Source organism: Methanoregula sp. (assembly GCF_041663825.1).
Taxonomy (GTDB): Archaea; Halobacteriota; Methanomicrobia; order Methanomicrobiales; family Methanospirillaceae; genus Methanoregula.
Genome location: NZ_JBAYLY010000029.1, coordinates 15,909 through 37,672, shown reverse-complemented (window position 1 = coordinate 37,672; position 21,764 = coordinate 15,909). Strand labels below are relative to the sequence as shown.

Annotated in this window: 26 protein-coding genes; 12 read left to right on the top strand and 14 right to left on the bottom strand. The window is 56.0% G+C overall.

Features of this window, described 5'->3' with window-relative positions; translation table 11 throughout:
• Positions 1–580 (top strand): sodium/proton-translocating pyrophosphatase (locus WCX19_RS11855; protein ID WP_373008377.1); only part of this gene is annotated, 580 nt, incomplete at its 5' end.
• Between the two features lie 396 nt (positions 581–976).
• Positions 977–1,744 (top strand): GyrI-like domain-containing protein, encoded by a 768-nt coding sequence (locus WCX19_RS11850; protein ID WP_373008375.1) that lies wholly within the window; start codon positions 977–979, stop codon positions 1,742–1,744.
• A 109-nt stretch (positions 1,745–1,853) separates the two neighbouring features.
• Here the strand turns inward: WCX19_RS11850 and WCX19_RS11845 are convergent, their stop codons facing one another.
• Positions 1,854–4,295, bottom strand: a complete 2,442-nt coding sequence (locus tag WCX19_RS11845) for a PAS domain S-box protein (protein ID WP_373008373.1) — start codon at positions 4,293–4,295, stop codon at positions 1,854–1,856.
• 113 nt (positions 4,296–4,408) lie between these two features.
• Complete coding sequence (locus WCX19_RS11840) at positions 4,409–6,628, bottom strand: adenosylcobalamin-dependent ribonucleoside-diphosphate reductase (protein ID WP_373008371.1); 2,220 nt, start codon at positions 6,626–6,628, stop codon at positions 4,409–4,411.
• Positions 6,629–6,789: 161 nt separating this feature from the next.
• Here WCX19_RS11840 and WCX19_RS11835 point away from each other — a divergent pair, with 161 nt between their 5' ends.
• Entirely contained in the window at positions 6,790–7,308 is a 519-nt protein-coding gene (locus WCX19_RS11835) for a zinc-ribbon domain-containing protein (RefSeq protein WP_373008369.1), read from the top strand.
• A 15-nt stretch (positions 7,309–7,323) separates the two neighbouring features.
• Here the strand turns inward: WCX19_RS11835 and WCX19_RS11830 are convergent, their stop codons facing one another.
• Entirely contained in the window at positions 7,324–7,464 is a 141-nt protein-coding gene (locus WCX19_RS11830; protein WP_373008367.1) for a fasciclin domain-containing protein, read from the bottom strand.
• Between the two features lie 102 nt (positions 7,465–7,566).
• Positions 7,567–7,749: a YHS domain-containing protein gene (locus WCX19_RS11825; protein WP_373008365.1), complete on the bottom strand. Its 183-nt coding sequence runs from the start codon at positions 7,747–7,749 to the stop codon at positions 7,567–7,569.
• Positions 7,750–7,808: 59 nt separating this feature from the next.
• Between WCX19_RS11825 and WCX19_RS11820 the strand changes: the two genes are divergently transcribed.
• The 5 genes from WCX19_RS11820 to WCX19_RS11800 all read left to right on the top strand — a co-directional run bounded on the left by WCX19_RS11820 (position 7,809) and on the right by WCX19_RS11800 (position 10,078).
• Positions 7,809–8,684, top strand: a complete 876-nt coding sequence (locus tag WCX19_RS11820; protein WP_373008363.1) for a hypothetical protein — start codon at positions 7,809–7,811, stop codon at positions 8,682–8,684.
• A gap of 278 nt (positions 8,685–8,962) precedes the next feature.
• Positions 8,963–9,265 (top strand): ArsR/SmtB family transcription factor, encoded by a 303-nt coding sequence (locus WCX19_RS11815; RefSeq protein ID WP_373008361.1) that lies wholly within the window; start codon positions 8,963–8,965, stop codon positions 9,263–9,265.
• A gap of 2 nt (positions 9,266–9,267) precedes the next feature.
• The gene (locus tag WCX19_RS11810) at positions 9,268–9,669 is read left to right on the top strand and encodes a hypothetical protein (protein WP_373008359.1); all 402 of its coding nucleotides are present in this window, start codon (positions 9,268–9,270) and stop codon (positions 9,667–9,669) included.
• Positions 9,670–9,674: 5 nt separating this feature from the next.
• Positions 9,675–9,866 (top strand): hypothetical protein, encoded by a 192-nt coding sequence (locus WCX19_RS11805; protein ID WP_373008357.1) that lies wholly within the window; start codon positions 9,675–9,677, stop codon positions 9,864–9,866.
• A 5-nt stretch (positions 9,867–9,871) separates the two neighbouring features.
• Positions 9,872–10,078, top strand: coding sequence for a hypothetical protein (locus WCX19_RS11800; protein WP_373008356.1), 207 nt, complete (start codon positions 9,872–9,874; stop codon positions 10,076–10,078).
• A 35-nt stretch (positions 10,079–10,113) separates the two neighbouring features.
• Here the strand turns inward: WCX19_RS11800 and WCX19_RS11795 are convergent, their stop codons facing one another.
• The 6 genes from WCX19_RS11795 to WCX19_RS11770 all read right to left on the bottom strand — a co-directional run bounded on the left by WCX19_RS11795 (position 10,114) and on the right by WCX19_RS11770 (position 14,560).
• The gene (locus WCX19_RS11795) at positions 10,114–10,680 is read right to left on the bottom strand and encodes a nitroreductase family protein (RefSeq protein WP_373008354.1); all 567 of its coding nucleotides are present in this window, start codon (positions 10,678–10,680) and stop codon (positions 10,114–10,116) included.
• A gap of 98 nt (positions 10,681–10,778) precedes the next feature.
• On the bottom strand, positions 10,779–11,366 hold the full coding sequence (locus WCX19_RS11790) for a nitroreductase family protein (RefSeq protein ID WP_373008352.1): 588 nt from the start codon (positions 11,364–11,366) through the stop codon (positions 10,779–10,781).
• A gap of 6 nt (positions 11,367–11,372) precedes the next feature.
• Positions 11,373–12,053, bottom strand: coding sequence for a flavodoxin family protein (locus WCX19_RS11785; protein ID WP_373008350.1), 681 nt, complete (start codon positions 12,051–12,053; stop codon positions 11,373–11,375).
• Between the two features lie 72 nt (positions 12,054–12,125).
• Positions 12,126–13,148 carry an NADH:flavin oxidoreductase gene (locus WCX19_RS11780; RefSeq protein WP_373008348.1) on the bottom strand — a complete coding sequence of 341 codons (1,023 nt, stop codon included), beginning with the start codon at positions 13,146–13,148 and terminating at the stop codon, positions 12,126–12,128.
• A 7-nt stretch (positions 13,149–13,155) separates the two neighbouring features.
• Positions 13,156–13,974 carry a nitroreductase family protein gene (locus WCX19_RS11775; RefSeq protein WP_373008381.1) on the bottom strand — a complete coding sequence of 273 codons (819 nt, stop codon included), beginning with the start codon at positions 13,972–13,974 and terminating at the stop codon, positions 13,156–13,158.
• A gap of 1 nt (position 13,975) precedes the next feature.
• The gene (locus tag WCX19_RS11770) at positions 13,976–14,560 is read right to left on the bottom strand and encodes a flavin reductase family protein (RefSeq protein WP_373008346.1); all 585 of its coding nucleotides are present in this window, start codon (positions 14,558–14,560) and stop codon (positions 13,976–13,978) included.
• 177 nt (positions 14,561–14,737) lie between these two features.
• Between WCX19_RS11770 and WCX19_RS11765 the strand changes: the two genes are divergently transcribed.
• The gene (locus WCX19_RS11765) at positions 14,738–15,127 is read left to right on the top strand and encodes a winged helix-turn-helix transcriptional regulator (protein ID WP_373008344.1); all 390 of its coding nucleotides are present in this window, start codon (positions 14,738–14,740) and stop codon (positions 15,125–15,127) included.
• A gap of 285 nt (positions 15,128–15,412) precedes the next feature.
• Here the strand turns inward: WCX19_RS11765 and WCX19_RS11760 are convergent, their stop codons facing one another.
• Both WCX19_RS11760 and WCX19_RS11755 read right to left on the bottom strand, forming a co-directional pair.
• Complete coding sequence (locus tag WCX19_RS11760; RefSeq protein WP_373008342.1) at positions 15,413–16,198, bottom strand: class I SAM-dependent methyltransferase; 786 nt, start codon at positions 16,196–16,198, stop codon at positions 15,413–15,415.
• Between the two features lie 189 nt (positions 16,199–16,387).
• On the bottom strand, positions 16,388–17,104 hold the full coding sequence (locus tag WCX19_RS11755) for a winged helix-turn-helix transcriptional regulator (protein WP_373008340.1): 717 nt from the start codon (positions 17,102–17,104) through the stop codon (positions 16,388–16,390).
• 262 nt (positions 17,105–17,366) lie between these two features.
• On the opposite strand from WCX19_RS11755, the gene WCX19_RS11750 reads away from it, so the two are divergent.
• Entirely contained in the window at positions 17,367–18,674 is a 1,308-nt protein-coding gene (locus tag WCX19_RS11750) for a hypothetical protein (protein ID WP_373008338.1), read from the top strand.
• Positions 18,675–18,773: 99 nt separating this feature from the next.
• Positions 18,774–19,730, top strand: a complete 957-nt coding sequence (locus WCX19_RS11745; RefSeq protein ID WP_373008336.1) for a hypothetical protein — start codon at positions 18,774–18,776, stop codon at positions 19,728–19,730.
• Positions 19,731–19,829: 99 nt separating this feature from the next.
• Here WCX19_RS11745 and WCX19_RS11740 read toward each other — a convergent pair whose 3' ends face one another.
• Complete coding sequence (locus WCX19_RS11740; RefSeq protein ID WP_373008334.1) at positions 19,830–20,207, bottom strand: cupin domain-containing protein; 378 nt, start codon at positions 20,205–20,207, stop codon at positions 19,830–19,832.
• Positions 20,208–20,349: 142 nt separating this feature from the next.
• Here WCX19_RS11740 and WCX19_RS11735 point away from each other — a divergent pair, with 142 nt between their 5' ends.
• Positions 20,350–21,015, top strand: coding sequence for a flavodoxin family protein (locus WCX19_RS11735; protein WP_373008332.1), 666 nt, complete (start codon positions 20,350–20,352; stop codon positions 21,013–21,015).
• 244 nt (positions 21,016–21,259) lie between these two features.
• Here WCX19_RS11735 and WCX19_RS11730 read toward each other — a convergent pair whose 3' ends face one another.
• Positions 21,260–21,721, bottom strand: a complete 462-nt coding sequence (locus WCX19_RS11730) for a nucleoside deaminase (protein WP_373008330.1) — start codon at positions 21,719–21,721, stop codon at positions 21,260–21,262.
• Positions 21,722–21,764 lie beyond the last annotated feature (43 nt).

The following is a 21,764-nucleotide window of genomic DNA, read 5'->3' as shown; positions in this document are numbered from 1 at the left end:
TGCCAAGCTCACCGGCAAGGCATTCGATGTCGTCAACCTTGCAAGCGTCCCGGTCTTTGTCGGGGCACTTCTCGGCGCAATGCTCGTCTTCCTCTTTGCGAGCCTCGCTATCCGTGCAGTTTCCAAGACCGCACAGTCGGTCATCGAAGCAGTCCGCATCCAGTTCAAGAACCCGGCCATCATGGCAGGCACCCAGAAGCCCGATTATGCAGCCGTCATCGATATCACGACCCAGGGTGCCCTCAGAAACATGGTCCTCCCCGGCATTCTGGTGATCGGGTTCCCGATCCTCATCGGTGTCACCATGAGGCACGAGGCCCTCGCCGGCTTCCTCATGGTCGCAACCATTACCGGCATTCTCCTTGCCCTGATCCTCAATAACAGCGGCGGTGCATGGGACAATGCCAAGAAATTCATTGAAAGCGGTGCCCACGGCGGCAAGGGCAGCGAGGCCCACAAGGCAGCCGTCATCGGCGACACGCTCGGCGACCCGTTCAAGGACACCGCCGGCCCGTCACTCCACGTGCTCATCAAGCTCCTTGCGACCTTAACGCTCGTGCTCGCGCCGCTCTTCATCTAAAAAAATATTTTTTTCACAGTCCGGAATCCGGATTTTCTTAAAAGAAACTGGTACCGATACGGCACCGGCGTTTATTGTTCAACACCGGATACGACGCACGGATCCGCACGGGGATCCCGTGGTCGGCACTCGTTTCACTATCTCCGCCGGACCAGAACGCTTCCCGCCGGGACGGTTCCCGGTGCCGCTCTGGCTTAAAGGAGACTCCCGGTACTCAATGCGAATGAAGGATCAGACCCAACCCTCCCCCACGGAAGACTCCAACACCCTATTTTGTCCCGGACAGCACATAGTACCGTAACAATGGCATACGACCAGATCCCCATCGGCAGGTTCTCGCTCATCACCCGGCTCAGCCAGAAGGCGCTTCGCCTCTACGACTAACGCAGGCTGCTGGTGCCGGAAGGCAGGGATCTCTGCACCGGCTACCGCTATTATACGGGAGCCCAGATCGCACGGGGCGTCTCCATCAAGACCCTCTGCGACCTGGGGTTCTCCTTAAGCGAGATCGACATGCTCCTTGTGGCAAAAACAAACCATGACGCCAATACCATCCGGGAACTATTCGGGAGACGCCGGCAGGAGATCAGGTCCGAAGTCCAGAGGTTACAACAGATCGAGGCGATCCTCGAAAACGAGGATGCCTCCCTGGAGCTAATCTACATGTCACTCAATGAACCTCTCATCAAGGATGTCCCGCCCCAGCGGATTGTGGGAAAGAAAGGGACCGGCGCGTACAGCGAGACGATCTGCCGGCTCATGCCGGCGCTCTGCAGCCAGATCTTCTCGGAGGAGAACCAGAGGAACGGGCTGAAAGTAACCGGGCCGTTCATGACGCTGTACTATGACTGCGAGTACCGCGAGAAGGATGCAAACATAGAATGTGCTGCCCCCATCACCGGCAGGATCGTCCTCTCTCTCCCGGAGATGGAAGTCCGGACCCTGCCGGGCGGGAAGTGCCTCTCGCTCATCCACAAGGGATCGTACTCCAAGCTCCACGAGGCATGGAGCCGGATCGGGGCTTATGCTGAGGAACAAAATTGCATCCCCTGCGGCCTCCAGCGCGAGGTGTACCTGACGGACCCGGATGTTGTTAGGGAAGACGAACTTCTGACCGAACTGCAGATCCCCATCGAGACCGATGCCGGCAGGCCCGGGAACTAAACGGGATCACCCCCTGCTTCTTTTTTCCCGGATAAACGGGATTTCCACCGGGCGCAAGGGATCGGCCGGCACTATCTTTTAGACGGTGGCGGGCAGGAAGGACCCCGTGTCAGGAGGGCTGGGCGGCGGGGGTTGCCCGGTACGCCCCTTTCGGAATATGGATCACGAACCGTGCCCCTCTGCCAGGTTCGCCGGTCTCCCGGATGGTGAGATCGGTGATGGAGAGAATTTCCTGAGCAAGATAAAGCCCCAGCCCCGTATGCGAGCCAAAACCTTTTTCGAAGATTTTCTGTTTTTCAGAGAGGGGTATCCCTTTTCCGTCATCGGCAACGGTGACCTCGGCCCCATCCGGGGATACGGTCCCGCTTACCACGATCTTCGTCACGGTCTTGCCGTGCATCCGGGCATTTTCAAAAAGGTTGAAAAATACCAGTTTCAGGAGGGGGTCGGCAAAAACCTCCAGGTCAGTGAGGAACGGATCGACAGAGACTGTCGGGAACCGGTTATCCCGGCACACCTCTGTGACGAGTGAAGAGACATTCTGCCAGTTGGGACTCTGCACGCCAATGTCCTCGTACTGCTTGGTAAACGAGATCTGGTCGCGGATCACCTCGCTTGACTGGAACGCACGGTGTACCAGCGTCCTGATTGCCGGGTCCGTGATCTTTGCCTCGATCAACCCGATATATCCCTGAAGCCCGGTCAGCTGGTTGAGGATGTCATGCCGGGTTATGGATGACAACAGGGTGAGTTTCTTGTTCGCTTCGTGCAGGGCCTGCTCCGTGCGCTTGCGGTCGGTAACATCCCTGCCAACCGACTGGTACTCCGTCACCTTTCCGTTCCGGTCAAAAACAGCCCGGTCAGACCACTGCTGCCACCGGATCTCACCGTTGGGCATGCGGATGCGGTGTTCTACGGTCTGCACCGGGTGGTCGGGTGTGATCGAGGCCAGATTCATCTTGAGAATCGGAAGGTCTTCTTTGGGGATATCCGGGGCAAACCGGTGCCCGACGATCTCCTCGCGGGTCTTCCCGAAATAACGGCAGTACGCGTCATTCACGAAAATATGCGACCCATCCGGTAAAAACCGGCAGATGAACTCCGTCTGGTCCTCCACCACGTTTCGGTACCGTTCCTCGCTCTTCTGAAGCTCGTGCTGGCTTTTTGTGAGCTCTTCGTAATTCTGGCGCAGTTCCTCCTCGGTCGCGGTCAGCTGCTCGTAGGAGGCGTTCAGTTCTTCGTGGGTTCTTTTCAGCCGTTTCACGGCTTCTTTTTGTTCGGTAATATCCCTGCCAACCGACTGATACTCCGTCACCTTCCCGTTCCGGTCAAAAACAGCCCGGTCAGACCACTGCTGCCACCGGATCTCACCGTTGGGCATGCGGATGCGGTGTTCTACGGTCTGCACCGGGTCGTCGGGCGTAATCAATGCAAAATGCGCTTTGAGAATCGGAAGATCTTCTTTGGGAATCTCCGGTGTAAACCGGTGCCCGATGATCTCCTCGCGGGTCTTCCCGAAATAACGGCAGTACGCGTCGTTCACGAAAATATGCGACTCATCCGGTAAAAACCGGCAGATGAACTCCGTCTGGTCCTCCACCACGTTCCGGTACCGCTCCTCGCTTTTATAAAGTTCCTGCTGGCCTCGTGTCAGCTCGTTATAGTTCGCACGCAGTTCCTCTTCGGTCGCGGTCAGCTGCTCGTAGGAAGCGTTCAGCTCCTCGTAGGTGCTTTTCAGTTTCTCTTCGGCCACTTTCCTCGCGGTAATATCGCGGATCGATTCGATTGCGCCGATCGCGTTGCCATTGGTATCGCAGAGCGGGGATGCAATCAGCCAGAGATGAGCGCCCTTGCCATCATGCAATGCCGGACTGTAGAATTCAGAGATGAGAGAACTCCCCTCCCGGGTCAGGGACGGATCCGCCACTGCCTGTCCGGTATCAGGATTGAGAACACGATCCACCAGCGGAACCCTTGCTTCATTAAACCGTGCGAGAGCCTGCGCATATTTTTCAGTTCCGAGGATCGCACTGGCAGGTATCCCGGTCATCGTCTCCATCATCCGGTTCCAGGAGATCACCATATTCTCCCGGTTGATGGCAAACGTTGCATCCGGGAGAAAATCGATGAGATTTGCCATCAGCAGCCGGGACTCCGTTAAGTCATCGCGCGCCTGTTTGCGGTCGATAGCATGCAGGAGATTGGATTCAAGTTCGGCAAACTGGGACTTCGGGTTCCCGCCTTTCTGGAGATAGAAGTCGGCGCCGTTGTTAAGCGCCTCAATGGCGATCTCTTCCCTGCCCCTCCCGGTGAAGAGGACAAACGGGAGACTGGGGTGGTGGAGACGGATATGCCGGAGGAATTCAACGCCGTTTATCGCGGGCATCTCGTAGTCTGATATGATACCGTCGAACTTCCTGTGCTTTATCTTATCGAGTGCTTCCCCGACAGACTGGGCAGTATCGACCCGCAGTTTTCCTGACATTTCAAGAAAGATCCTGGCGAGATCAAGCAGCGCGGAATCATCGTCGAGATATAACACCGAGAACATCGCTTCACCACATCGCGATTATCTGATTTTGGTTGATACAGGATAAATGCCAACCGATTTGATCCTGAAAATGAATTATTTTACGACGGGTATGCAAGTGAGTACAATAAAACTCAGCTGCACCCGGTCCAGCCGCAGTGCTTGCAGATCCCCTGGTTGCAGCCCTCGCCAAAGTCAAGGGGTTCCCTGCACTCAGGACAAAGCCGCTGCTCGCCGGTCTTTTTGATATTCCAGTCGTTTAAGGTTGCGATGCTCTGGTTTTTGGCCGAGAGTTCGATACACCGCCCCACAACATCCGCACAGGAATGGCCTTCCGACGAGGGGTTCTTGATGGCGGAGATACAGTTCACTTTTGCGAACTGCTTGACAAACTTCCCGTAGGGCACGCCACTCTGGAGGCCGGTGCTGATCGCCCGGCCAAGGGCGCTGCTGTTCGCGTCGCACCCCCCGTTTCCGACCGTCCGGATAAAGACCTCCATGGGTTTTCCCTCCATCAGGTTTACCGTCACGTAGAGACGGCAGCACCCCGACTGGCAGAGATAGGTCCGGCCGGCAAGCTCCTTGGGCCTGTTGATAGACAGCGACGGGATCTTCTCCGGCATCGCCCTCAGGGTCGCTGCGGTCGTGGCATGGGCTGGTACTTCGGGGGAGGGGATCTTTTCTTTTAACGCGAGCACGACATCATCCCTGCTCCCGGTCCGGTAGATGGTGATCCCCTTGAGGCCGAGTTTCCACGCCATCATGAGCGCCTCCTCGCAGTCCTCTCGCAAAGCCGACCCGGGCATGTTGATGGTCTTACTTATCGAGGCGTGGACATGCTTCTGGAAACTGGCCTGCATCCGGATGTGATCCCGCCACGGGATATCGAGCGCCGTCTTAAAGAGTGCAAGGAACTCTTTTGGCAGCCAGTGAAGGTCCTGGATCGTCCCTTTCTCGTGAACGTGAGAGATGACCTCTTCAACCTTCTTTGCCCGCTCGTCGCCGGCAAAACCCATTACGGACAGGGAATGCACGAGCGCTTCCTTAAACACCGGGTTCACGATGACAAAGGTCTTGCCGACCGTATTCTTCCTCGTGTAGGCAAACGAGAAGACCGGCTCGATACCGCTTGAACACCCGGCAAGGAGCGAGATCGTTCCCGTGGGGGCGACCGTCGTCATCGCCGCATTCCGGACTTTAAAGTCCTTCCAGATGCTTCCCTGCCATGCCGGGAAGGTTCCCAGTTTTTCGGCACGTTTGTGGGACTCGTCGACTGCCGTGTCGGTCACGAGTTTCATGACCTGTTCGGACCATGCCCGGCCCTCATGAGTGTCGTAGGCAAGGCCAAGCATGAGCATCGCGTCGTGGACGCCCATGACACCGAGGCCGATCTTCCGTGTCCGCCGGGTTGCCTCCGCGATCTGCGGGATCGGGAACACGTTCTTCTCAATCACAAGATCGAGGAACCGGGTCGCCATCCGGGCGGTCTCGCGGAGCTGATCCTCGTCAAGAACGCCATCATGAACGCAGGCAGCAAGGTTGATGCTCCCAAGGACGCAGCTCTCGTAGGGCAGGAGCGGCTGCTCGCCGCAGGGGTTCGTGGTATCGATCTCCCCGAGCTGGGGGGTCGGGTTGTGCCGGTTGATCTCATCGTAGAACAGGATGCCCGGCTCGCCGTTCTTCCAGATCCCCTCGACAATGCCCGTCCAGATCGCGCCGACCGTGACTTTTGCTCCCGTGTGGGGGTTCGTGAGCCAGACGTCGTCGAACTTACGCTTCTCCACGAGGTCCATGAACTTGTCGTTTACCATCACCGAGATGTTGAAGTTGGAGAAATCCCCCTCCTTCTTCTTCGCGGCAATAAACGAGAGGATGTCGGGGTGCCAGACATTGAGGATCCCCATGTTCGCCCCGCGCCGGCGGCCGCCCTGCTTGATCACATCGGTCGCCGCGTTAAAGACCCGCATAAAGGAGATCGGGCCCGACGCGACGCCATCGGTGGACTGCACGGGAGAACCTTCCGGCCGGATATGGGAAAAATTGTACCCGGTGCCCCCGCCGGTCTTGTGGATGATCGCGCCTTCCTTCATCGCATCGAAGATCCCATCGATGGAATCCGGGACCGGGAGGGTGAAGCAGGCGGAGAGCTGCCCGATATCGGTGCCCGCATTCATGAGCGTGGGCGAGTTTGGCAGGAAACGCAACGAGATCATTGCCTCATAAAACCGGGCTTTCTCGGTCTCATCATCTGCGAGTGCCGAGGCTACACGGCGGCAGATATCTTCATAGGTCTTCTCCCCTTTCCGAAGGTAGCGTGCGGAGAGAATGCTGTCGACGACGGATGATTGATTCATGGCTGGACCTCTGCTGTTTTATTGAAGTGTTAAAAAGGACTATTCAACGGAGGAAATATTCATCACGGAATCTTATAAGATGTTTGTATGGTGACGCGGGGCGGCAGGAGTCTGCCCCCCCAGGGGAATATATAATGGGGGAAACCTCTAAACTACCCACCATGACCCGGTTTTGCAGTTCCTGTGGTGCGAACGTCCCGGATACGGCAAAATTCTGCAATGAGTGCGGTGCGAGAATTCCCGACGCTGTGACGCCGCAAAATCCGCCGCCCGCGCAGGACACCGGGAGCAAGAGCACGTTCCTTGCCCTCGCAGGCTCGACGTTTGTCCCCGGCCTCGGGCAGGTCTACGAGGGAAATATCCTGCGGGGATACCTCGTGTTCCTCGGGACGTTCTTCGGGTTCTTCCTCTTTCTCATCCCCGGGATTATCATCTGGCTGTACGGGATCTATGACGCGTACTCGACTGCCGAGAAGATGAATGCCGGGACCGTTCCGTTCCAGCCGGCGCCCGTGCTCCACATGGTGATCTTTGTTGTCGTGGCGATCATCGTCGCCATTGCCGCCTTCATTGCGATCATGTACCTTTTCCTCTCGCTCGCCGGCCAACCCGAAATCGCCTACTCGCTCAGTGACGCGGATGTCACGAACATGATCCGGCACGTGTACGGCGTTTCTTAATGCCGCAGTAACCGGTTACCGGGGGATGATACCCCGGCCGATCCCGTGGATCACGCCGTTTGTGCAGGCAATATCGGGGATTATTACGGGGGCACCGCCAAAGAGAACCCGGCCGTTGGCGGCCAGTGTCCCGGCGATTGTATCCGGGGGTGTCATATCGGTCTTCCCGTAAAATGTTTCAGTTCTTCCTTTGTCGCGCCCGGGTAAAAACGTGTTTTTGGTGACCGTCGCAGACGGACAGGAGTACGCCGGTATCCTTCAGATACCCGCTCCCAGGTCAACCGTCATATCGTTTGCGAGCCGGCTGTACCTCTTCGGGTTCTCATCGAACTGCTTCTTGCAGTAGTTGCAGCAGAAATAGTATTCAGTATCCCTGTACGTGCTCTTGAACTGGGCGGTATCTTCATCGATTATCATAAAACAGACCGGATCGGTGGCCATAGTATCTTCTCCCTTTGGTATCTCACCATCTGGCGCACCTCCCAGATAAAGGTGTGGAAATGGTGTGGGGGAACAGGATTTTCTCATCCGGTGCCCTTATGCTTTTCATGGAGCGGCAGGAACACATCCATATCGTTGCGGCGGGAGAGAAGATGGAAGCGGCCTGTGCGGCAGCGGTCCGGGACCTGCAGGACATTACCCGGATCGTCATCTTTGCCGACACGGAGATCTTTACCAACACGTCCCGGGACAGCGAAGAAGTAAAGACACACAAGGACGCAGTCAGGGAAGCGGTCACGGAGGCGAAGGCCCACGCCGCCACCCTGAATATTCCTGCCATACTCGTGTACATCGCCCCTCCGGCAGGAGCCTCGGTTGCCGCAGCCGTGCAGAAGATCAAAAGGGAGTCGCCCGGTGCCCGGTTCACGTTCGATCTATCAGGGGGCTCAAAAGACCTTGCCGTTGCCCTTTTCCAAATCTCGCTCTGGCTCGGCGGCGGGGCGTACTATGCATTCGAGGGGCGGAAAGGTACCGTCGGGCCGGCGGAGAAACTGGCCGTCCCCGCCATCCCGCTTAAAGAGATCGCGGCAAACCCAAACTATATGCGGATACTCGCGGTGCTCGCCGGGACGCCGGGAAAGAACGATACCGCCCCCCGGGTCCTGCCCCGCTCCTACCTCTTCACCCAGCTGGAGGCGTTCTATGTGCCGGTGAAGAAATCGGGGGTCAAAATGAATGTGTCGAAGACAAAGACCGATGCCGTCACCGGGAAGCGGGCGGCAATCCCGGTCCTCTCCCAGGGAACGTTTTCGAGCCTGTTAACTACGCTTGCCAGCGCAGATCTAGTGCAGGAAGTGCCGGGCCCGGCCGGAAACCGGAAGGAAAAATATTACCGGATCACTGCATCGGGCACCCTGGCATTGCAGCTCGTGTGAAAAAATCCCGGAAACCGGTTGTCAGTTGATCATTTGATTATCAGATGCACACTTGATTATCAAATGTACATCTGACAAAAAAATTTCTTTGCACGCCGGACGACCGGGCCGGAGGGGGTGGGGGGTCCCCTCTTACAAAAAAAGTCCGGGCCGGCCATTTTTTTTATTGCTCATCAGGCCGGCCCCCTACCCACCCGTCCCTTTGCATCTTCCGGAACGTGCCGGGCAAGGGCCAACACAAAATTTTATCATGTGTAAAAATAATTAAACACATAAGCATGCTGAGCCCAACATCCATTCCGGAACTCGCCAAGCTCCTGAGTTTTCTCGGGAACGAGCAGAGGCTCAACATACTCATGGCGATCTCCCGGGAAGAAAAATTTGCGCGAGAGATTTCCGAAGAGGTCGGGATCTCCCGGCCTCTCGTGAACATTTACTTAAAGCAGTTCGAGAAGGCCGGCCTTGTAGTGGGTACCAACCGCGTTTCCGATGACCCGCCGTACCTCAAAAGGTACTACAAGGCAGTGCCCTTTGAATTGATGGTGAACCTGGATTTAATCGAGAAAATGGGAGAGGTCTGATTATGGAATGTATGAAAACGATAAGAGGATTTCACTGGATAACAAAGATCGTGATCGTATTAATGATTATACTGCTCGGGCTGCTTGTTGCAGCAGCGGTTGCAGGATCCTACTGGATGTCAAACCAAGCGGATACAAAAGCCCTTCAGACGTATAATGGGCTCGGAGTTTTAGTCCTTTCACTGGCGTGGATCCTCACGCAGGCGTTTCTCGTTCTCCTTGTCGTTCTCGCAATCTACCTGGCAGTAACACGGGTAAAGGGCTGGATCGAAAAATACCTCGACGCGATGCTAGCCGAACGGGAAGCTACTGCTGCAACGATGGCCGCCATGAATGAAAAATTCACGCGGATGGAGCAGAAACTGGACAATATCGAACGTATTCTGGAAAAAGTCGGAGAGTAACAGTTATGGTGGACTGGAAATTCGGGGATACAGACGATCTCAAGAAATGGATCGAGAAACTTGCAGGGGCATCTGACGAGAGACGCGCGGAGATTTCAGAGATGAATGCGGAACTGTGCGGGATCCGCCAATCTGTCGAAGTTATGCAGAAACAGGTAGATCATATCGAGCAGATCCTTTCAAAGGTATCGGAGTGAGACCTATGGATACGCGACTGACCGGGATCATCAACGAGGGGGATACCCGTGACCTCAAAGACTGGATCGAGAAAGTGACGGGCGCATCAGCTGATAGGAAAGCGGAACTCTCAGATCTCAAGGGTGAGATCTGCCGGATCAGGCAGTCCCTTGAGTCTATGCAGAAAAAACTGGATCATATCGAAATTATCCTTGAAAAGGTGGGGGAATAACCCTGCATCACCTGAGATCCTGTTAAGACAGGATATTACCTGACCCACGTCACCTTCGCGGGATGCTTGTCATGCGCTTCGGGTTTTTCTTCAGGATACCCGAACACAATAGTCCCGACCGGACTGTAGCCTTCGGGGATCCGGAACCCTGTCATGAGCTCCCTGTTATCATACGCGACTTCCGTTGATCCCACCCAGCAGCTGCCGATGCCGAGCGCATGGGCGGCAAGCATCATGTTCTCTGCGCAGAGGGAGCAGTCTATCTCCCGGAACCGGCTCCCTGTTTTACCGATAACCATGATAACCGTCGGGGCATGGTAATAGATCGAGTATCCGGGGCTTTCGAGCATTGCCCGGAACCCATCGGACATCCCGTCATGAGCATCCTTCATGTGCGCAATCATAATGGGTTTGCAGTAATCGGAAACTCTGGCGAGGAATTCCTGATCCTGTATGACAACAAATGCCCACGACTGGAGGGCAAGGGCAGAAGGGGCATAGGTCCCCGCTTTGAGGATCTCTGCAAGGACGGTGTCCGGTATCTGCTGTTTTTTGTATTTCCTGACACTGCGGCGTGTCATGATGGCGTCACGTGCTTCCATACGGGGATCTCCTGTTTGCTCATTCATATACCCATGTGAACGGGCATTTTTTCCGCGTTCCTGACAGTACATGCTTCGCTCTTCCGGGCACCGTGGAATCACCCCACCCACCGGACCTTCTGCACCAGCTCCGGGTCATGGCGGGGTTGTCCGGCCGGCACCACTTCCGGGTACCCGAGCGGGGTGACCGCCACGAGCTCCCGGTCTTCCGGGATCGCGAGGATCCGGCGCAGCGCTTTTTCATCCCGCAAGGGGCCGGTCATCCAGCAGGTGCCAAGGCCAAGCGCCGTTGCGGCGAGCATGAGATTTTCCATCGCCGCACTCGCACTTTCAAGGTTTGCCCTGCGGAAATCGTCGGTATCCGCTGCATTGGTCAGGACCACGATCACCACCGGGGCACCGCCGTACGACGCCGCAAACCGGATGAACTCCTCGCGGGACAGGGAGCCCCGGAGCGGGGAGGGGTCCCAGTTCCGGGTAAATTCCTCGACGATTGCCCGGTAGGAGCCTCCCATCTCCCGTATTTTTTCCCCGGTCACCACCACAAACTCCCATTGCTGGAGGTTCATGGCGGACGGGGCCTGGTTGGCCGCATCGAGGATCTTCTGGATCTCCTCTTTTGGCACCGGGTCCGGCCGGTACTTCCGCACCGCCCGGCGGGCATGGATCGCTTCGAAGAGTTCCATGGCCGGTCACGCCTTCTTTTTTAGATGAGCCCCGGATTCTGCTGCCTGAACCAGCCGGACACCGAGGTCAAAGGCCCGTTTGCAGTCCTGCGGGAAGATCTCCCGGTGGCGCTTCCGCCGCTCCTCCGGGTCCGCGTAGGAAAAGACTACCTTGTCGTAGTCCTTGAACTGGAGCGTCTCGTTGCAGAAGAGGGTCTCGGACGACTGCCCGAATATCATCTTTAAGACGGTCGCATTTGCACCGATGGGCCAGCAGTACTGCTCCTTCATGATCTGCTCGGAGACGTTCATGGTGTACACAAACGCCGTCGGGATCATTTTCGGGAAGAGGCAGGAGTGGTTCTTGTCGTAGACAAGGTACGGGAACATCAGCCGCTCCATAAAGGAGCGCATCTCGCCGGTGACGATCCCAAAGTAGATTGGGGAGCCGAGGATCAGGACGTCCGTGTCCCGGATCCGATCGAGGATTGGCATCAGATCGTCTTTTACCGCGCACTTCCCGTAGCTCTTCCCTCCTTTTATCTTGCAGGAAAAACAGCTGATACATCCCTTATAGTCCAGGTCGTACAGGTGCACGAGTTCGGTCTCTGCATCCGCGGATTTCGCGCCTTCGAGTGCATGTTCGAGCAGCGTTGCCGTATTCCATTTCTTCCGCGGGCTCCCGTTGACTGCGATAACGTTTGTCATCTTCACGTTCCTTATCTTCGTTCTTCTCCAGGTTTCAGATGTTGAGATCTCCGGGATCCCTCTCCCGCATTTTTAGGCAGGATCATCCCGGAACGGGCAGGAGATCCCGTCCTCCGGGTGCTCCCGGCACGCATCGCAGGAGGTGCATGCTGCCGGCTGGTCCGGGTGTGCCTTCCAGATCTTCGGAAGATCGGGTTCGCGGAGGAGCGGGCGGGAGAGGGAGAAGTACCCGATCCGGGTGGTCTCCAGCAGTTTTACGAGGACCGGCGCACTCCGGTTGAGGCCGACCATGATGACCGGGACATCCACGCTTTTTGCGATCTCCGCTGCATAGTCACGGAAGACCGATTCATCGTAGCCCGTCCCTGCCGGGTCGAGCTTTCCGGAGGCGCCTCCCGTGATCTCGATCGCGCTGATCCCCCGGTCCGCAAGGGTGCGGCAGGCAGCACGGCAGGCATCCCACACCCCGTCGTCCTCTTCAAAGTCCGAGCAGTTGATCTTGACAAGAATGGTAAACGAGGGGCCGGTCCGGGCCCGGATCGCGTCCACGATCTCCACGAGGAACCGGGCGCGGTTCTCGACCGATCCGCCATACGCGTCGGTCCGGGTGTTCTTTTGTGCGTTCAGGAACTGGCTGATGAAATACCCGTGACCCGAATGAACCTGCACCCCATCGAACCCGGCCTGCTGTGACCGGGCGGCTGCATCGGCAAAGAGCCGGATTACGTGCCGGATGTCCTCCTCCGAGACCGAACCGGGGGTCCACCAGGCACCGCCGGTACCGACAAGGGTGAGCTGCTGTATCACCGGGCAGCCGTTGTCGTGGACGGCGGCGGCGAGGGAGGCAAAGGCCGGGACGGAGGCATCGTCATAGAAGGAGAGCATGCCCGGAAGGCCGGAGGCGTCTTTCGCGATCAGGGTCGCGCTGGTGATGACGAGACCGATACCGCCAGCAGCCAGTTCCCGGTACACTTCGAGAAGCCGGGGTGTCGGCCGGCCCGTGTCGTCAGCCATCGCTTCCCATGTCGCCGACCGGACGAGCCGGTTTTTGAGCCGCATCGTCCCTATGCGTGTCTCGTCAAAGAGGGTTTTCATGCGGGCCCTACTGCCACGTTACCTTCAGGGGTTTCCGGCGTGGGAGCCCATAGATCCTGTACTGCGGGGTGCCGAACATCATCGCATAGGCACTCTTCCGCCCGGCAGGAATACCAAGCTCCTTCTGGAGCGGCTCGTAAGATACGGCAGCCATGGCAACGAATCCCGCCCAGCAGGTTCCGACGCCAAACGCCGGGGCCGCGATATCGAAGTGCGTGAGGGCGATGATCGCATCCACGGGTGCGATTGGGTTGCCCTCAGGGATGTGAGCGACGAGCAGGTGCGGGGCGCCCCGGCAGATGACATCATACCCGCTTTCCCATGCCGGTATGAGGACCGACACGTAGCCGCTCATCGGGTGGTTCGAGTTTATGAGCGTCTTCATCCATTCGACGGTCAGCCCGGCGATCTTCTTTACCTTCTCCGGGTCGTGGACAACGATCCACTCCACGGGCTGCCCGTTTCCTCCCGATGCAGCGTACCGGGCGATATCAAGGAGTTCGAGGATCTTTTCTTTTGGCACGGGATCCTTCGTGAAGCGCCGTATGGATCGGCGTTTCCTCAGGTAATACCCCATATCCTCAGGGGCAATCGACCCGGCACCGGCCGGCAGGGATACCTTCTCGTCAGGGAGGTCGTTCAAGAGGAGTGCCTGCGAGGGGCAGAATGCCTCGCAGTGCCCGCAGTGGATACACATGCCGGTTTTTGCATCCGGTATTTTTGGCAGGGTGTTCTCATCGGCGGGGTCAATAAGCCCCATTGTACAGACATTTGAGCAGATCCCGCACCGGGTGCAGAGATCCTGGTCGACAAGTATGGTGGTCATGTCAGTGTCCTTTCTTTGTATTGGCATGCTGCACCAGGTTCTTTCCGGCGCTCCACGCATCACCGGCACATTTGCCAAGCGACCAGTACCGGTTGTCGGGCATCGTCAGGAAGAGCGGGTCGATGGCCGGGAAGTCCGGTTTCTGGTCTTTTAGTACCCTCTCGTCCGCGTATGCCCCGATAATTTCGCCGATAAACAGATTGTGCGTCGGGAGATCTACCGTCTGAACCAGCCGGCATTCCAGACAGACGGGGCATTCCCTGATCATCGGCGCGGTTTCTAGCGAACCATAGACGACATCAAAGACCTCTGATTTGTCGGTCTTTGCGCCGGAGACCAGACCGCAGTAATCGGTCTTCTCAAGAAGATCCGATGAGGGAATGTTAACCGAGAAGGTCTTTGACTCCTCCATTCCCTTCGGGGTATAGTGATTTTTCGCAATCCCGCAGGCAATCATGGGCGGGTTCCCGTTCACCCGGGCACACCAGCCCACGGCCATGAAATTCGCCTTACCCTCCACCTGTGTCCCGACAAGAACGACCGGCATCGGGATGAAAAAATTCGGTTGTATCGCCTTTTTCTCCATACGCTTACTCCCTGCATCCCCTGCCACGGGGAAGAAATTCCTGACAGAAAACCATACGCAGGCAGAATACACACCAATAGTCTGCAATGGCGATCTGAATCATTAAGATAGATTCTGCCACAACTGAATATATAGGTGATACAGGCAATATTGTAATAGACTTTCCTTGGAGTAACCATGCCCTATACGAAGAATGGCAAGACCTACCACTGTACCGTCGAAGCGACACTGGATGTGATCGGCGGAAAGTGGAAACCCCTCATCCTCTGGCATCTCGGCGATTCCGTGATGCGGTTTGGCGAACTGCAGAAATCATTGCCGGGGGTCAATGCGAAGATGCTCACCAAGCAGCTCCGCGAACTCGAAGAGGACGGGGTCATCCGGCGCAAAGTCTACCCCGAGGTTCCGCCCCGGGTGGAATATTCGATCACCGAGTTTGGCAAGACCCTCATCCCTATCCTCGAAGCCCTTTGTACCTGGGGAGCGCAGTACCTCGGTACCCAGAACGGCGGAAAGAAAGCGGATGCATACCAGTGCCCGGCAAAAGCGGGACAGAAAAAGAAGTAACCAAAGGGAAAGTCCCGGCAGTGCGGTCCCCGGGTTCCCTGTTCTTACTACCAGCACACGCTCCTGACGAGCAGGTAACAACCGGGTTTCACGGGAACGGATCTCTCACGGCAACAACGGATCCTTTTGGTTCATCCAGAACAAAGGTGCCGTACCGCAGAATACTGATGAATCCGGTGGCTCTTTTGGCAGGTTCACTTCTCCGTACCGGACGGGTAATTTCCGGGAGAGTCCCCCGGCATCTGACATACTGCCCTTCACTGCATCCTTTCTGGTTACCCATCATCAGTCGGCAATTTTGGCAGCCGCCGGTGAAGGGGGCTTTTGTATTACCAGCAGGATCTCATCCTGCCTGATGCGATAACCACCAGCCAGGGCATGATGGTTCAAAAAATAATACCTGATATCTGCTGAACGCTTTCGGAAGTCAGGGTCGATAAGTAAAAACAGCCCGATCTCGGTCATCTCATCCAGGGATTTTGAGAAGATCTCATTCTGGAAATACTCAAGACGGACCGCCTCGTCACCATAGTGATCGATGACAGCCCGCACCAGCTCGATCACGGGTACGTCATACGTGGTAAAAGCATTGAAAAACCGCGCAACCTCACCAAGCGGGGACTGCATAACAATAACAAGACATCCTCCCGGTAAAAGGTGACAATACATCTTCTCAATGGTTGCCATCCACGCTCCATCGGGGATATAGTACAGGACATGGGAGCAGAGGATCATGTCAAACCGATCACTCCCCGGATCAACATTTATCCAGCTGTCGTTATAGATGCGGAATCCGGGACAGCGGCTGCGGAACATACCAGCCTGGCGGGGATTCGGTTCAACAACCGTCGTCCTGTCAAACAGTTGAGAGATCGGGATCGTGAGGTGGCCACCGCCCGCCCCGATATCAAGGAATGCTTCCCTTTTATCGAGGGATTGCATTACCATCCCGATTTTGAGCAGTTCGATCCCTTTTTCCGTTGAACATGACGAGAAGAGTGCAAGCTGCTGCTGGTATTCTGCAAAATCATCATTCTCCTGACAGGGATCGGAAGACGGCTGCACATCCATGTGATAAAATCCTCTATTGTGCTGGTTGGATGCTGTGAGTCGTAAGGATATCGGGTAATTCATCCGGATTTGGGTGAGGTTTTTGGCAGGTCCACTTCCCGGTATAGGTCGGCTAATCGTCGACCGGGAGCAACCTGATCTATAACGCCAGATTCGGATCCCGCTGCTATGCCGGAGTACCGTTCACCTTTAGAGGGCCCCCCTGTCCTGTAAAAAAGTCCTGACCTCCGGATCCAGTACATACCGGGCATTCCTTCCCTCCTGCCGGACCGTAACCATCTGATCGTGGCAGAGCCGTTTCATGTGCCACGAGACCGATGGCCCGGACACGTGGAGATTCTCCTTAAGTTCCGTGGGAGTGCGCGGGGACTCAAGAAGCAGGAGCAATATGGCACGCTGCCGGTCATTGCTGTATGACGAGAGGATCTGCTGTTCGCGGTCGGAGAACTTCCCGCCGTTCTCAAAATACCGTGTGTAACCGGAACCCGGGATCGCAAGAATCTTGTTTGTCTGACCGAGCATGTCAAGGTGATACGTAAGGGTCCCCCGGTTGATACCGGTCTGCCGTTCCAGTTCCCGGAAATGGATGCCGGGATGATCCCGGATAAACGCGTGGATCCGGTTCCGCTCCGGGTGGACGAGAACATTTTTGGAGCTGACCTGCCGGAACCCAAGCCATACTCCAAACCCGACAGCCCAGAACAGGAGGAGATCCACCGGCTTCACGAGCACCGGTGAGATGAGATATGCCGCGTGCAGGATGATGACTTTTGGCGGGTGCTGCCAGAAGGGAATTGCTTCGTTTCCGGGCTTTACGCCAAAGAACGGGATATACACCAGTTCGAGGAGCGCGAGCGCCAGAAAAAGGATGAGAACAAAATACGTGAGGATTTTCTTTCCATTCATCCGCCCTGCTCCAGCGCACCGGAAACCCTGCCACGAAGACAGGGTGCCGGTATACGCACTGTTGTCGTTTTTTAGAGATTCTCTTTACCCCTCCCATAAAGGTTCTGTGACAACTGCCTCAGGCAGGAAGATAGATGAATGTCACAGAAACCGTATCATAAACCCGGGTCATAACCTGTATCAGGAAAAGACCTGCCGTGGCAGCTCCACGGGGGTCGGCCGGGGAGGGGTTTGTTTGTTCTTTTGGGACTACCGCAGAGTAATGTCCGGATGTTTTTGGCTGGTGATCGTTCTTGCATTCCTGCAGGTTATTTCCGGCATTGCCATCGCGCAGGGTGCCGATGCCGGATATGCCAGCGGAACAACGGTACCCCTTAATCCCCAATACCAGAGCGGGGATCCTGCCATAACATTCTACTACACCTTTGCCGGCGATCTGGTTGTTTTCCAGAACCTTGAAGCGTCAAAAGACCCCCGTTACCCCATGGGACTCTACCTCTATCGTATCTCAGAGAACCGCACGGAACTGGTACCGGGAACGGCGGATGACGAGCATGGCGCGAATATCCTTGGAACGAGAATAGAGGGAGACCGGATCATATGGCAGCATATGTTCCCTGATGATGTCACCCATATCTACAACAGTACGACAGGCACCGAACGGGTAGTCCCCGATTCGTCTGCATGGGGTGCGCTCAAAACCTATCACCGGCAGTTCGGGAACGTCACGATTGATACGGTAGAACGGACGGAACCCGCAATTGACGGGGACCGCATCGTCTGGTCTCAGGGTTTTTCAACGGCCACGAACGATCAGGGGACTGACCTGTACATGATGAACCTGACGACCGGGGAAGTCATCCCCGTCAGCGAGAGCCCGGGCGGGCAGGTACGTCCCTCCATCTCCGGCCGTTACATCGTATGGGAGGATACCAGAAACGGCATAGAGAACCCGGACATCTACCTGTACGATCTTGAAACCCGCACGGAGACACCAATCTGTACGGATCCCTCGTACCAGAGATACCCGGTCGTATCGGGCGATTATGTCATCTGGATCGATTTCCGGAACGGGTTTGATTTTTCCCAGATCCGTATGTACCGGATATCGACCGGCACCGAGTCTGTGATCGGTGGCGACCAGATAATGCGCCATGGCTCGCCTTTCATCTCCGGGGACCGGGTCGTCTTTTTGAAATGTATCCCCTATTCTGTTAACCCCCGGGGAATCTGCCAGGGGATCCTCTACGATATCGGGACAAATGAATACACGAGCCTTCCCAAAACGGAGGAAAGCCAGTCCCTGTGGGGGATTTCAGGAGACAGGATCCTGTATTCCGAGGAGACCGATACGAGCCGGCAGATGTACCTGTTCACCCTTGAGAACCGGACGCCGGCCCTGCCTGTGGTGACGGTCATAGAAAAATCCCGGAATACCAGCAGTGCCCTGCCGACCGAGACCCCCGTTACAGGGGAGACCCCTGCAGCGGAGAGCCCGGGATTTGATCTCCTGCCATGCAGTATTGCCGTTTCCCTTGCCTGCGTCCTTCTTGGATACAGGAGAACATGAGGATACTGGATATGCTCTGGAGACAGTTGACACAGAAATCGTTTAAGATCCCGCTGCCATCAGATCGATATGCAGAATAGAGCATACAGGACAGGGTACATGGTGCCGGCAGTCATGCTGGTCGCTATCGCCCTGCTGTGTATACCGGCAACAGCCACCGTGGCATTTACCACGAGCGTGCCCCAGACCCTTGCAAAGGGCGATACCTTCACCATCAGCGGCACGGGAGCACAGAACGGATCGGTCATTGTCTGGGTGATCGGGAGGAACTATTTCGACACGATTACAACGGTCCCGGATACGAACGGGAACTTTTCCCTCTCCATCCTGCCGGATGAGACCTCCCGGTTTTCCAGCGGGCAGTACGCTGTTGTAATCCAGGACCCCGGGACAAACGGGAGACCGGAGATCGGTTACCGTGTTGACGATGCCGGGAATATTTCCTTCCTGAACCGCCAGGCGATTTTCGCAGGTATAGGGCCAAAACAGGGTATTACGGCAAACGCAGAACCGGTTGCCAGAATCCTTGTTGAAGGGGCGGCACTGCCGGGCACCGATGACATCCTGACACCCTATTACTTTTTTATCGAAGAGCCTTCCGTCAATTTTGACCGGGGATCCGCCACCGGCCCCGAGGGCCAGCTCCCGAATGTGACTGTCGGCGAACGGATCACGATCAGCGGGACAACGAATATGGGCGTTGAGAACCTCCTGCATGCCGATCTCCGGAATCTTGATACCAATTCCCTCATTGGTTCGAGGACGATCCCGGTCACCGCCCGGGACAGGACGAACCAATGGTCATTTGAACTGGACACCACCGGTCTTTCACCCGGCGACTATTTTGTGACCGTGGGCTGGATGAAATCGAATACCACCGGAACCGGATCCGCACTGGTTCATGTCGTTCCGGAATCAGGTTCAAACGCCGTTCAGCCCTTCAATGGTAGACTGGCATCATTCACGGGAGGATTGTCCCTGCCGGTCATCTTTGGAGGGGCTGTGTTGTTGGGCGTTGGCTGTATCATCATTGTTCTGCAAAAGAAAAAGAACTGATACTTCGGGATTATTAGCCCTGATCGGTTTCCTGGCATGAAATTCTTTATCCCCACCATATTTACCTCACGAGGGGTGGGAAGATCTGTGGAATGGGGGTTACATTGCCGGGACAAGTACTTCGTCACGAGCCTGCCATTTCGGCGAGACTACACAGAGAAAAACCAGATCGCAATTACCGGTGTTATGGATATGCTGGACAGCACCGTGGGGGATCATAACAATCTGCCCGGGACGGACCGGGGATGTTTCATCATCGATATTCATGGTGCCGGTTCCCTTGAGGATGTAATAGAGTTCGGTGCTTTCCATCAGCCTGTGCGGGAGGGTTGATTTTCCTCTTGGCACAATCGCGTGGGCGATGCTGCAGGCAAGATCGCCGGCCCCGGCGACTTTGTCCGGGTGCAAAAGTTCGCAGAGCACTGAATGATCCATAACCTGTTCATGGGGGCATTTGGTACTGTCGCGGATAAGCATGATCAGATCTCATGTTTGTGGTTTTTAGTACTATCCTCAAAAGTAAGCCACGTGCTTTCTTTTTACCGTGGACTTTCGAACCGGGAGTATTGCACATCTTTATGAGGCCCCGGGCATACCACTACACAGGTGAATACTAGAGATGAAGATCATTGGTATCAACGGGAGTCCCAAAGGTGAAAAGAGCCAGACGCGCCGGCTGGTCCTTGGCGTGCTCGAAGGGGCACGTGCAACAGGTGCAGACATAACGTTTGTCGATGTCTGTGCCTTAAAGATCCAGTACTGCAAAGCGTGTACGACCTGTTATGCAAAAGGCGAGTGCATTCACGACGACGATATGCCGGCCCTGTACGAGAAACTGCTCGATGCGGACGGGATCGTGCTTGGCTCACCGGTCTACATCAATTCGGTGACGGCGCAGCTCAAGACCATGCTCGACCGGATGGCAGACAGCGTTCACTGCCTGCATTTTACCGGAAAGTACGGCTGCGCTGTTTCTACAGCCGGCGGGGCAATGGCAGAAGAGACAGCAGAGTACATGAACGCTGCGATGCGGATGCTCGGGGCGACCACGGTCGGCACGATTGGCGTGAACTTCATGGGCAACCCGGATGCGATCCTGCCCGCGGAGAAAGCGGCAAAGGAACTGGGCAGGAAACTCACCGAAGCCATCCGGACGCAGTGGAAAGATCCGGCCCAGCAGGCGTATTATGCGGACAGGAAAGCCCACATGAAGCAGCTCGTGCTTGCAAACAAGGATGTATGGACGCACGAGTTCGATCACTGGAATGCGATGGGCTGGATCTGATCTCTCTTTTTTAAAATGGCTTTTTCCTCGAATTGCGAGGGTAAATCCCGTCCTTGTCAAATAAGTTGATGGTGGCTGACACCCCCGGAGAGGAACCCCTGCGGCGGCTCTGGCAACTAAAGGTAATGTGAATCAATCGTTGAACGTAGCCACAGGAAAATAGCAAGTCGCCAAAAACACACGCGATACTTTCTTTTCCCCTTTAAAAAAATACCAGGATCCGATCCTCCTTATAAAAAATAACTTACAGGGTGCCGATATCTTCGTTCCACAACCGGGGGTTTGCCGCAATAAACTCCCGCATCATTTCTTTGCATTCGGGAGAATCGAGGTCGATCACCTCGACACCATGCTCTTTAAGAAACTCTCTGGCACCGGGAAAATTCTCTGATTCTCCGGCAATCACGCGGGGAATGCCGAACTGGACGACCGCCCCGGCGCAAAGATAGCAGGGCATGAGGGTGGAGTAGAGGATTGTGGTGCGGTACGTGCCGATCCGCCCGGCATTTTGGAGGCAGTCGATCTCAGCGTGGATAATAGGGTCGTCATCCTGTACTCTCCGGTTGTGCCCCCTGCCGATAATCCGGTCATTCTGTACGAGTACGGCGCCGATGGGAATGCCCCCTTCGTGTAAGCCCAGTCGGGCCTCGGCAATTGCAGCCTGCATGAACGGGTCCGGGGATGAAACCTGATGTTGTCTGGTCATATTATACCCCTTAAACCGGCATCTGACAAATAATGATTGGAAA